Below are 11,590 nucleotides of genomic sequence, written 5' to 3' on the forward strand. Positions count from 1 at the left end.
CAGCCCCCGAAGCCGTACGGTTTTCCTTTAAACTCCCCGCCCTCAAGGAACGCGCTCAGGACACGGAATGCCAGTCCCCTTTTTCTCCCTTCGCCGCGCATGGGTGCTGTGGCTTTACGCCGCTGCGCTGGTGCATTTGCTCGCCGGGCTCACCCTGAGTTGGGCCGGTCATTCCGGTTTGCTTGAGGGCTATTTGCAAACCCTTGAACAGGTTTTCTGGGGCGCCGATGCAGTGCCTGTTGCCGCTCGTGAGCAACAGGTCTGGTGGCTCGCGTTGTTCGGGGCGACGCTGCAAAGCTACTCGCTGTTCATGCTTACCTTGGTGCACATTGGCAATCGCCTGAAAACCCCGCTGGCCTGGGGCGGGTTGATGGCCGGTATTGTTTTGTGGGCGCCGCAGGACATGTTGTTCTCCGTGCAAAAACAGGTGTGGTCGCACCTTTGGTTCGACTGCGCTGCGCTGCTCGTACTGCTGCCGCCGTTGCTCTGGCTCTATCGCCACGACCGCCGAATTTCCTCTTCCCACACTTCTTTGAGTGAGCAAAACCATGCCTGATTTTTCGTTACTGGATTGGGCGCTCGCCTTGCTGATTGCCCAGGCATGCTTGGGAGCGCTCGACACTCTATATCACCACGAACTGACGGTAGCGTTACCGTACCGCCACAGCGCGCGGCTGGAGTTGTCGATCCATGCGCTGCGTTCGTGTTTCTACGGGGTCCTGTTTCTCGGCATGGCGCATCTTGAGTTCCATGGCGCGTGGGCGGTGGTCGTTGCGCTGCTGTTCGCGCTGGAGATCGGTCTTACGCTGTGGGATTTCGTGGTCGAGGATCGAAGCCGCAAGCTACCGGCCATCGAGCGCATCATGCACACGGTGCTGGCGGTCAACGGCGGGGCGTTCTTTGCGCTGTACGGCGTGCAACTGGTGCAATGGGCGAGTCTGCCAAGCGGCTTGAGCGCCGCCGATTTCGGCTGGAAAGGCTGGGTGCTGACGCTGTTTGCGCTGGGCGTGACTGCGTCGGGTATTCGCGATGGCCTGGCGGCGTTACGTATGCAGCGCGAGGGAAAACCCTCCAACCCGTTTGCCGGCGGTGCCTACAAACGTGTGCTGGTCACCGGTGGCACCGGGTTCATTGGTGAAATCCTGGTCAATCAGTTACTCGACGCCGGCCACACCGTCAGCGTGCTGGCCCGTGATCCGTTGAAAGCCGCTTACCTGTTCGACGGCCGAGCACGCTGTGTGCGCTCGCTGAGCAAACTCGGCTATGACGAAACCTTCGACGTGGTGATCAATCTTGCTGGCGCACCGGTCGCCGGCCCGCGCTGGAGTTCCAAGCGGCAGGCCCAACTGCTGGCCAGTCGGGTCAACACAACCGAAGCGCTGATGAACTGGCTGAAGAACGCTCGCCATAAACCCGCGCTGTGGATTCAAGCCTCGGCCATCGGTTTCTACGGTGTGCGTGATGCCAGCGAAAGCCTCGATGAAAACGCCAGCAAGGGCGACGGATTCATGGCCGAGCTCTGTGCGCGTTGGGAGGCTTCGGCACAACCTGCGACGCAGTTTGGCGTGCGTCAGGTGGTGCTGCGCCTCGGCGTGGTGTTCGGGCCGGGCGGTGCGTTGCTTCCGTTGCTGATTCCGTTCCGCTTGGGCTTCGGCGGTCGCATGGGCGATGGCCGGCAGATCATGAGCTGGGTGCACCGCGATGATGTGATCCAGGTGATCGCCCGATCCTTCCACGATGAAAATCTGCGTGGCACCTACAACATGGTCGCGCCCGAAGCCGTCAGCCAGGCAGCGTTCGCCGAGAACGTCGGCAAGGTTCTCAAGCGTCCGGTGTGGTTTCACATTCCCGCAGCGCCAGTGCGTGCGTTGGCCGGGGAAATGGCTCAGCTGTTCTTCGACGGTCAGCGTGTGGTGCCGCAGCGTTTGAGCGAGGCGGGCTACACGTTCCGCTATCCGACCCTCGACACCGCGCTGCGCGATCTGGCCTGAGGATCGCCCATGAGCAAGCCTGTGATGTACCTGCTGGCCGGCAACGGCAGTGCCGCCGATTGGTGGGATGACGCGCTGCCGCATTTTCAGCGGTACGACGTGGTGCCGTTGGAGTTGCCGGGTTTCGGCGCCAACCCGCAGCCACCTTGCGAGGACCTGGCGGATTACGCCAAGACCTTGCTGGCGATGACACAAAAGGGCAGCGCGATCATGGCCGTCGGGGTCAACGCGTTGCTGGTGCTGCATGCGCTGCAACGTCGGCCCGGGCACTTTGCCCGCAGTGTGTTGCTGGCGCCGGTGGGAGCCTTTTTGTGGCAGCGCCGATTGCCGGCGCTGATGTCACCGCTGCCGATCCGCAAGAGCATTCACTGGTTGCTGTCGAACAAACCCACGCTGTTCGCGCGCAAGTTCTCCAACCAGACCTGGACGCCTGCGCAATATCAGCGCATGGGCGCCGGTTATGCGCGCTGCCGTGCGTTTGTGCCGCACTGGGATCTGATCCGTGCCGACACCGCGCTGCCCTTGCTGGAGTGGATCACCGACCCGGTGGAACTGGTCTGGGGCGATCAGGATCAGGTGCTCGGCATCGAACAAGCGGCGGCATGGTCGGCGATTCTTGCGCGCGCGGACCTGACCATCAGCCTCAAACCCGGTTGGGGCCATTACCCGTGGATCGACGCGCCCGCGCCGTTTGCGCAGTGGCTGGAGTCGGGCGAGCGCGGGTTCGTCGCGCATACCAAGGGCGGGCGCTTGCGCCTGGCGGAACTGTCCCGGCAACCGGTGCCGGCGGCGCTGAGCCTTAACGATTGCAACGATTCGCGTCTGCCGGCCTTTCTCGCCAGCCAACCACGGGCGACCTGGGCGGTGCGCTCCTCCAGTTATGGCGAAGATCAGGCCGACTCGGCGAATGCCGGTTTGAGCACGACTTACCTGCGCGAGCCGGCCGCCAACGTGCCGGCGCGCATTGCCGAGCTGACTGCCGAGGGTGTCGAGGAAGTGGTGGTGCAGCGCTTCATCACGCCGCAGGTGTCGGGCATCGCGTTTGTGCGTCATCTGTCGGTGGAGCTCGAATGGGTTGAAGGTCATCTGGAGTCGTTGGCCGATGGCCAGGTCAGCCCGGAGCGGGCGACGCTTTCGCGGCTCGGCGACGCCTGGCGCAGCGGCACGTTCACATCTACCCATGGGTTGACCGAAGACGTGCTGTGGCGCTTTCTCCAGGATGTCTTGCGGGTGTTCCACTACGTGCCCGGCGATGTCGAATGGGCCTGGGACGGCACGCAACTGTGGCTGCTGCAATACCGGCCGATCAGCGACTACGGCTGGCGCCGGCACCTGACGGCCGCCAACATCGCCGAGATCCTGCCGCCGCAACCCAGCGTGCTGGTGGAGTACGCCCAGCGCCGGGCCGCTGCGAGCATTCCGGCGATCATGGCTCGTTGGGATGCGCGGGTGCTGCAGGACAACGAGCCGTTCACGGCTGTGTTTGGCGGCGCGTCCTACATCAACAATGACCTGTTTCTCGCACGGTTGGCCGACTGGGGCATCAGCGCAAGCAGTTACGCCGGTGAAGTCGGCGGCGCGACTCCGCATCTGCCGTGGCGACCGCTGCGGATATTGCGTTCGCTACCGTTGTTCCTGCGCATGCAGCGTATCGCCCGCGGGCATTTGCTGAGCCTTGAGCACGGCTTGCAGCGCTTCGACCGGGAGCTGACCGACCTCGTCACCCAAGGGGCTGACGGTCAGCGACTGGCCGACTGGTTCACCCGGTTTTATGTGTTCGTCGTGCAGGGCAATCTGTGCATCGCCACGGCGCTGGCCAGCAGCGGCGGGGACTGGCTGGGCCGACCGCCCACCGCTTACGACAACCTGGAAAACAGCCCTCACCGGCTGCCGTGGGAGACCGATCCGGCCACATCTCGGCCTGCGTCGAACGAACTGCCGCTGCAGGCGTTCCCGCAATGGTCAGGGCTGATCCGCCTCGCCCATTCGAGCGGCCTGCCGGGCCTGCGTGGTTACTACCTGCAAGTGCGCGAGTGGTACCGCGACAACCTGATGCGCATCTTCTTCCGCCTGCATCATGCTATGCCTCTGGCGGATCGCGAACACTGGTTTGCGCCGCACCCGGACATCCGCACGCGCGACGGCAGCTTCTGGCAGGACGGCCGCGAAGGTGCCGAACAGGCCACCGGATTCATGATTTACCCGGGGCAGGTGCAGGGCATTCTTGGCGAAGACATCTTGCTGGAAGAAACCCTCGATCCGGGGCGTCACGCGCACTATCAGGCCGCGCGGGCGGTGATTGCGCGGATGGGCGGGCGGTTGTCGCATGGTTCGACGTTGTTGCGGGAACTGCGCAAGCCGTCGGCGGTGATGCCGCAGGTGGATCCGGCTTGGGTGGGGTGTGAGGTGGTGTATCGGGATGGTGAGCTGGAACTGATGAATTCGAAGGATGAGAAGTGAAACGACTGCTGGTGTTATGTGTGAGCTGGTTGCCGATGGCGGGAATGGCGGCTGGTGTCTGCAATCAGGAAACTGACTCCAGATATTTCTTTTCGCAATGGTCGGGGAGCAGTGGCGATCCGGAAGACATACTTTCCAGTCTCGATGGAAAGGAGTTTTCTATCGAGCCAGGCCACGTGGTCTTCCGTGGCGACCTAAATGGCGATGGAATTGAAGACTTCATCTTCAATTCCCGTGTAGGTATTGGCTCGTCGATGGACAGCACATTTGCTTTCCTGATCCAGTGCCGCGGTTACTTGAAGTATTTGGGCGGCGATTACTTCGCCGGGGTCAAAGTTCTGGACGGGCCGCCCAAAAGAGGCGGTGAATTCAAGGACATTGAGATCTACTCCTACATCCGGGATAAGAGCGGACGGATTCGCTACAAGGGCGAAGAGGGCATGACCCGGCCACATCTATGGCAATTCAACCCACAGACACAGCGTTATGAAGGTCAGTCCGAGTAGGTTTCAGTTACGGAGTTTCAGCGTGAAAGGATGTTCAGTTCTACTCGGTGGCTTCCTGACTATCGCCACGTCCATGGCTTTCGCCGCCGACCCAGCCTTCAAGGATTACACCGTCACCCCAGTGTTCACCGGGCCCCATCACGAACTGCTGCCGCAAGAAAACAGCAACGCGATGACCGATCAGGATCGTGCACGGGCACTTAAAGGCAAGGTCAACTTTGCCGGTCACTACATCCTGTACCGAGTCGGTTGCGGCGGCAGCACCCTGTGCGGCGAAGTGCTGGATGCGCGTACGGGGGAGGTTGTCGGCGGACTGCCGAATGCATACGACGGCAATACCTTCAGCCTGTCGAACCAGCCTGATAGTCGTCTGCTCATTGTTTCCGGCATTGCGGCCGATACTGAAGAGGACGCGCAGGGTAATGAGTTGGAAAGCCGCTACAGAACCCGCTACTTCGAGTTTGTGAACAACGAGTTTCGGCTGCTGACGTTCAAAGACTTGTAAGCGCCGCCGTTTGATTAAGGATGATTGAATGAACCCCTTTTCCATTCGGCCCATGCTGAATGCACTTCTACTGTTGCCCCTCACTTACGCCATTCCGGCAAGCGCCGAAGCAGGGAGTTGCTACGGCTATCTCACCGAAATGGTCAGGAGCAGCAACTTCCCGTTTCGTTATGTCGGCAAGGACAAGGTCAACCTGTTGATCGACGATGATGATGGTGAAACCGTGCGGGCCCAGGTGCTCTTAGATACGGACGGCACCGGCACCATCGGCTGGATCAAGTACACCCCGGCCACTCGGGTGTTGCTCAATATCTCGGCTGAGCTGGATGAGCCGGTGGAACTGTCATTCGATGCCAAATTCGCCGATGGGTATGCAAGGTGCCTGGCTGGACACCAGGCTGGCTAACAGCAAAAAAAGGACTTTCCATGAATCAGCATCTTCTCGCTCGCAGCCTTAAGTGGGTATTGATGATCGGCAGCCTGTTCAGCGCTCTGAGCGCCTTTGCCGAGGATCCGCCAATAGTCGGTGTCAACGGGCACACGGTGTCGTTTCGGGCTACAGAATGGACGATGCCCGGTGTGAATTCGACTACCGCGTGGTTCACCGCCAATGGCAAAACCTTCCCGCTCTTCGGCGCCGGCATTGGCGCCGATGGGCTCTCCAATATGCTCAGTCCTGACAAGAAAACCTTGCTGCTCGCCCCGGTGATCTTCGGCATGTTGTCGCTCGAAAACGGTGAGGAAAAACTGGAATCGCAACAGCATTGCGTTGTGATCTCCATGGAAAGCGGTTGCGTGCTGGCTGATCGTTGGGCCACTTTTTGTGTCGGCCAATGGAAGGGCAATCAATGGGTTACCGATGACGGTGATGTGCTCACTCCCGCCTTGGAGACTCGATCTCCAAAGGATTTGCTGAAACATGTCTCAAGTAACGAACCGGCGCAGTCCCGCGCCGAATCCATTGCATGGAGCCTGGTCTTTTCAAGTCCAGAGTCCTACATGGCGTGCCATCCACCCGCGCAAAATGTTCAAGCCTATAACGACCTGGGCTTTTACCTGGCCGAGGGCGGTAAAGATGAGCTGGCGCTGAAGTTTTATCGCGGCGTTGAGGCCGTCGGTAAACGCACAGTGCTGATGTTGAACATCGCCGATTCACTCTGGCGCCTTGATCGCAAAGACGAAGCGCAGCGCTATTACAGCCAGTACCGCGATGCAATGAGCGCCGAAGGCAAGGCGCAGAAAATACCTCAACGTGTAGTTGAGCGATCCGCAATTCAGGGAATGAAACATTGAAGATGTTTGTGCGCATTATCACGTTGTTCTTGGGATGCCTGATTGCCTCCTTCGCGATGGCCGAGGACGGCTGCAAAGAAATCACCGTAAGCTCGCAGGTCGATCGATGCGCGGAGGCGGCCCTTAAGGACTCCGATGCACAGCTCAATGCCAGCTACAAGAAGCTGCTGGCGCGATTTGAGTCTCAGCAACGCCGCGATCCTGAGCAGGGCAAGGCTTTGGTCTCCATGGCCAGAGAATCCCAACGCGCCTGGATCAAGCTGCGCGACACCACGTGCCCGCTCGAAGCCACGGAAATTGAGCCGGGGATGGCAGCGCATGTCACGACCATCAACAACTGCATGGCCAGAATGAGCCTGGAACGTGCAGCCTATCTGGACACGATCGTCGCTGATGAGCCGGGGAATGTGGTTGATCTCAATAAGGTGTTCCTGTCCGGTTCCCAGCGCTTCGGCAATGTCGTGGCGCGTTATGTCAGCACCTTTGGCAGCCCTTGCTTGACGGTTCAAATTCTGGCGCCCAACGGCGGTTGGAGAGTGCTTTCCTCCAAACGGTTCTGCAGTTTTGATGGCAAGTCGTTTTGGTCAGACTATGCCGACGCTGGATTTGATGGGCACGTATTTGCGGGCGATGGTTTGCACGTGACACTTCGCCTGACAGAGCTGCGTCCTATCGGCGAAAAGCGCCTCGACTGTGTGATTCCGATTCAGAACGAGCAAGTCAAGGAACTGAATTGCGGCGCGCCTGAGCCACTGTGAAGCAGTCAGTGCAATTGTTTATAAATTGATCAATAGGGAAGTAAGTGAGTTTGGCCAGGCTCTTAAGTTGTATTGGTGCATTGGGATTATTGCTGTGTTCTTTTTCTGCGGTGGCGGAGCCGATGTTCCCGTCTCTCAAGTCGTGCAGGGACGTTGGCAGCGACTGTGCGCTGGCGCTGAAGGACAATTTTCTGGTGGACGCACACTCCGGGCAGCGTCTCTCCGAGACGGCGGAGCCGGCAGGAGCGATGAGTGGCTTTTGGCTGTACCGAGATGGCGAACGCTACATCCTTCAGGAAGAAAATTACTCCCAGTCGAAGACGCGCCGCTGGCTGGTTTTCACCTACGGCAGCGGCAAAGTGGTGCTCGACGGTGCTTATGTTTTCTCGATCGACATTGATATGAGCACCGGATCCTACTGGCATGGCTATGACTGCCGAGGTAATGCCAAGCCGTTCGCCGTGCCAACGCAAGACTCGTTCAGTGAAGTCGCTTTGGAGGCGTTATGCGGGGAGGCCGAAGGCTGGGTCGTCTCGGGCGGGGACACCAAGGTGCCGGTGTCGGCCAAAGGACTGGCCGTCAGTGTTCCCGTTTATCACGCCCGCAATCGTGATGGTTCAGCGACTTACCTGTTCACTGAAAGCGATGTTCCGGATCTTTCGAAACTGGTTTGCCTGTCCAACTGTGCTGATATCGCGAAAACGCCGGAGCGCGTTTCGCAGGAGACGGCGCCGTTGAAGGGCGGGCAGGAAGGAACGTTGTGCTCGGATGACGAAGACATCTACTTCAGCTGCCCGCTGGAGGGCGGCAAGACGGTTTCTGTTTGTGCGCGGGGAAACAGTAAACCCACGGTCGGTTCTGTTCAGTATCGCTTTGGTGTGCCTGGGAACATTGAGATGGTCTACCCGAAGAATGCCATGCCGCCCAAGGGCAAATTCTTCGTTGTGAATGCGTCGGAAGGAAGCGCGAACCTGAACATCATCAAGTTCAAGCGCGGTACGTATACCTACCTCGTTAACCAAGCCTTCGTGAGTTATCTGACAGTGCTAAAGGAGGACAAGGTTGTATTCAGGCAGTGGTGTGACCCAGGGAGTCATTCCTTCATAAACCGGGCTGCGCTTCAAGGCTTGGAGTCGCGACCAAAAAGCGCAGAAGACTTTCGCTAGTCGCTGTTGCCGAGAATCAAGAAAGGGGACCGAACGTCCCCTTTCTGCCGTTCACGCTCAGCCCGCCAACCCCCGCATCTCCCGCAGCTCAAGGTGATCCAGGCTGCCTTCCACCATCAATCGTGCCCCGTCCGCCATTCGGCTGAGCGCCAGGGCGATCGAGCGGCGGGAGCCGTCGAGGTCGTCGGCCAGGTGGGCGGCGATGGCACTGATGGACAGAAGATCCTGTGAGGCGTTGGCCATGAGGGCTTCGGCGTCGTAGTCGGTGGAGACGGTGAAGAGGGCGCCTTTGCGTTTGGGGCGGGGTTCGATGCTGGGGTTGAGGTGGTGGTCGAGGGCGCGTTCGGCGGCTTCGTGGAGTTTTCGGGAGTCCAGGGATTCGTAGGGAGAGGTGGCGACGGTTTCTGGGGGATTGGGTGTTGGTTTGAACATGCCTTTAATTCCGATATGAATTTCTAAAGGAGCTGGCACCTGTTCGCTTGCATTCAAATGGGTGGCAGCCATGCGTAGGTGTGCAAGACCGGGCATATCGGGACCCGGCAGACCCCAATGGGACCTCCCACGCACAGCCGCCATTTGGCGTTCCAGCAAGCATTCGATGCCTGATGGTTGGGCGAGGCGATTGTGGGGCGATATGTACCGGACTTGCACGTCCGTGTCATCGTTTTTTCGGTGACGAACTGAGCTTATCGGTACCTCTACGGCCCGCCTAGTTCACGCACAGCCCCACACTTTGAAGGACGTTTCCGAGAGATTCGCCGGGCAAAAGTGCAAAAGAACCCGGTCGTCAGTCGCTCCTACAGAAATTTGTTTCCATGCATGTAGGCCTTCCCGCATAAACCGTGACTTGGCAGTCATCATGCGAGAAAAGCTCGCCATCGTCTTCCAACGTCACTCGATAGTGGCGTTATCCCATGAATCCCTTACACTCCCCCAGCCGTTCATTTTCCTTTTGAGGCTGTGCGCATGAAATTTCGTTTTCTTCTGTGGATGCTGGGGCTGTTGATGGGCAAGGCCAGTCGGACCAATCCGGCGTTCCAGCAGCAGTTGGGTGACAAGGATCTGGTGTTTCAGCTGCAGACCCTGGACGGCAAGGTGGCGCGGCATTTCGTGGTGAAGGGGCAGCGCATCACCAGCAAGGCCGGGGCGGTGGCGGAGCCGGCGTTTGCGATTGCGTTCAAGGACGCGGCATACGGGTTTGCCACGATGCAGGCCAAGAACAAGCAGCTGGCGTTCATGCAGGGGATTCAGGACAAGTCGATTCAGCTCAAGGGCAACCCGGCGCTGGTGATGTGGTTCCAGGGGTTGACCAAGTATTTGAAGCCTAAGAAGGCCAAGCCTAAGGCTTGATGCGGTCAGGTAGACCGGGTTGGATTCATCGCGAGCAGGCTCGCTCCCACAGGGGTTGTGTAAACCCTGGGGGAGCGGGCCTGTTTTGTTTCAGGCCTGGCTGAACTGCGAAGCCAGTTCGCGCAGCAGGACTTCTGCCTCAAGCACTTTGCTGACGACGTCGTTGGCCTTGTCGCGGGTCAGGCCGACGCGTTCCAGCAGCGCGTCCGGGATGTCTTCGTCGGGGCCGGAGCCGATGCCGCGGGCGCGCAGCAGGCGCACGGCCAGGCACACGAGGTTGGGGTACTCGGCGTAGGCGCCGTCGTAGTTCGGGTCGTGCTGGAAGCGCAGGGCGGTGGCCAGTTCGTCGGGCATGTCCCAGTAGCGCATCAGCCAGGAGCCGATCTGTTCGCGGCTGATGCCCAGCAGGTGCTGTTCCACGAAGCTGTGGCACAGGTGCGGGTTGACCTCCAGGTGCCGGCAGATCAGCGAGAAGTGCGGCGGGAACACGTGGGCCAGCAGCAGGTAGCCGAAGTTGTGCAGCAGGCCGGCAAGGTAGGTCAGGCCGGCTTCAGGGCGCTGGGCGCGCGGCATGGCGCGGGTCAGGCCTTCGATGACGGCGGCGGTGTAGATCGACTGCTGCCAGTACGGCGTGGTGTGTTGCGGGTGGTCCTTGGGCAGGCTCAGGGTCTTGCCGAGGGCCAGGCCCAGGGCCAGGTTGATCACCAGGTCGAAGCCCAGCACGCGGACGATGGCGTCTTCCACCGAGCGGATCTTGCCCGGCGAGGCGTAGTACGGCGACGCCGCCCAGCTCACCACTTGCGCGGCCAGCGCCGGGTCGGTCTCGACCACGCCGGTGATGTCGTCGATGGTGGCGTTGGGGTCGACCCGCAGTTTGATGATCTTTTGCGCGGTCTCGGCCAGCGGCGGGATCTCGATGGTCGCTTCCAGGCGCTGCTGGATGCGCCGTGCGGTGAACGCCTGCACGGCCTGGGTGATTTCCTCGCGGTCGTCGTCCGGGCGGTCGAGGTTGGGCCGGATGCTGCTCAGGGCTTCGCCGAAGTTGGCGGCGCTGGCCTTGGTCAGCATGGTCTTGAAGGCTTCGCTGGTGATTTCCAGCAGCACGCCCGGCTCGCCGGAGTGGATCAGCAGCTTGGGCTCGCGCAGCAGGCTTTCTTCGTAGAGGCACGGCGAGCTGGTCAGCGCCGGCAGGCCCGGCAGCAGGCTCAGGCTGTGCTTGCCGAGCATCTTGTCCAGGCGCTCGGTGGACACGGCGGTCAGGCGACGGCCGGTCAGTTCGGCGAGGCGGTTGAGATCCAGCAGCTGGCTCTGTGGGAACAGCACCATCAGCGCGCCGACGGCGTCGTCCAGCAACACGGCCTGCACTTTGCGCGAGGCGTTGAGGCCGTGGTGGTCGATCACTTCTTCGTAGGCGATGCCGAGTTTGTTGAGCAGCAGCCGAATGACAGACGGAGCGTGCGGGGTGTCGGGGGCGAGAGCAGCTTCGGTCATGGTCTGTATCCGTTTTTGAAACAATGGCAGGAGTATAACCAGCTTGGTCGTCGCGGGCTTTGAGAAACTG

12 protein-coding genes are annotated in these 11,590 nt (G+C 60.3%); 10 read left to right on the plus strand and 2 right to left on the minus strand.

Going from position 1 to position 11,590, the window contains the following annotated elements; genetic code table 11:
* The first annotated feature begins 67 nt into the window (after positions 1-67).
* The 9 genes from CAG41_RS01335 to CAG41_RS01375 all read left to right on the plus strand — a co-directional run bounded on the left by CAG41_RS01335 (position 68) and on the right by CAG41_RS01375 (position 8,679).
* On the plus strand, positions 68-556 hold the full coding sequence (locus tag CAG41_RS01335; protein WP_085630227.1) for a cell division protein: 489 nt from the start codon (positions 68-70) through the stop codon (positions 554-556).
* Positions 549-1,991, plus strand: coding sequence for a TIGR01777 family oxidoreductase (locus tag CAG41_RS01340; protein WP_085706636.1), 1,443 nt, complete (start codon positions 549-551; stop codon positions 1,989-1,991). Before CAG41_RS01335 ends, CAG41_RS01340 begins: the two co-directional genes overlap by 8 nt.
* A gap of 9 nt (positions 1,992-2,000) precedes the next feature.
* Positions 2,001-4,451 (plus strand): alpha/beta fold hydrolase, encoded by a 2,451-nt coding sequence (locus tag CAG41_RS01345; RefSeq protein ID WP_085706637.1) that lies wholly within the window; start codon positions 2,001-2,003, stop codon positions 4,449-4,451.
* Positions 4,448-4,957, plus strand: coding sequence for a hypothetical protein (locus tag CAG41_RS01350; RefSeq protein ID WP_256582497.1), 510 nt, complete (start codon positions 4,448-4,450; stop codon positions 4,955-4,957). Before CAG41_RS01345 ends, CAG41_RS01350 begins: the two co-directional genes overlap by 4 nt.
* A gap of 73 nt (positions 4,958-5,030) precedes the next feature.
* The gene (locus CAG41_RS01355) at positions 5,031-5,462 is read left to right on the plus strand and encodes a hypothetical protein (RefSeq protein ID WP_085706638.1); all 432 of its coding nucleotides are present in this window, start codon (positions 5,031-5,033) and stop codon (positions 5,460-5,462) included.
* Between the two features lie 28 nt (positions 5,463-5,490).
* Positions 5,491-5,868 carry a hypothetical protein gene (locus CAG41_RS01360; RefSeq protein WP_085706639.1) on the plus strand — a complete coding sequence of 126 codons (378 nt, stop codon included), beginning with the start codon at positions 5,491-5,493 and terminating at the stop codon, positions 5,866-5,868.
* A gap of 20 nt (positions 5,869-5,888) precedes the next feature.
* Positions 5,889-6,755 (plus strand): type IV pilus biogenesis/stability protein PilW, encoded by an 867-nt coding sequence (locus CAG41_RS01365; RefSeq protein ID WP_085706640.1) that lies wholly within the window; start codon positions 5,889-5,891, stop codon positions 6,753-6,755.
* A 2-nt stretch (positions 6,756-6,757) separates the two neighbouring features.
* The gene (locus CAG41_RS01370; RefSeq protein ID WP_085706641.1) at positions 6,758-7,513 is read left to right on the plus strand and encodes a lysozyme inhibitor LprI family protein; all 756 of its coding nucleotides are present in this window, start codon (positions 6,758-6,760) and stop codon (positions 7,511-7,513) included.
* A gap of 122 nt (positions 7,514-7,635) precedes the next feature.
* On the plus strand, positions 7,636-8,679 hold the full coding sequence (locus CAG41_RS01375) for a hypothetical protein (protein ID WP_085706642.1): 1,044 nt from the start codon (positions 7,636-7,638) through the stop codon (positions 8,677-8,679).
* Positions 8,680-8,736: 57 nt separating this feature from the next.
* Here the strand turns inward: CAG41_RS01375 and CAG41_RS01380 are convergent, their stop codons facing one another.
* Positions 8,737-9,111 carry a DUF6124 family protein gene (locus tag CAG41_RS01380; RefSeq protein ID WP_085706643.1) on the minus strand — a complete coding sequence of 125 codons (375 nt, stop codon included), beginning with the start codon at positions 9,109-9,111 and terminating at the stop codon, positions 8,737-8,739.
* A 534-nt stretch (positions 9,112-9,645) separates the two neighbouring features.
* Between CAG41_RS01380 and CAG41_RS01385 the strand changes: the two genes are divergently transcribed.
* Positions 9,646-10,029 (plus strand): helicase, encoded by a 384-nt coding sequence (locus CAG41_RS01385; RefSeq protein WP_085578985.1) that lies wholly within the window; start codon positions 9,646-9,648, stop codon positions 10,027-10,029.
* A gap of 90 nt (positions 10,030-10,119) precedes the next feature.
* Here the strand turns inward: CAG41_RS01385 and CAG41_RS01390 are convergent, their stop codons facing one another.
* The gene (locus tag CAG41_RS01390) at positions 10,120-11,520 is read right to left on the minus strand and encodes an aminoacyl-tRNA deacylase and HDOD domain-containing protein (protein ID WP_085578983.1); all 1,401 of its coding nucleotides are present in this window, start codon (positions 11,518-11,520) and stop codon (positions 10,120-10,122) included.
* Positions 11,521-11,590: the final 70 nt, after the last annotated feature.

The sequence above is a fragment of the Pseudomonas sp. B35(2017) genome (genome assembly GCF_002113645.1).
Classification (GTDB): Bacteria; Pseudomonadota; Gammaproteobacteria; order Pseudomonadales; family Pseudomonadaceae; genus Aquipseudomonas; species Aquipseudomonas ekonensis.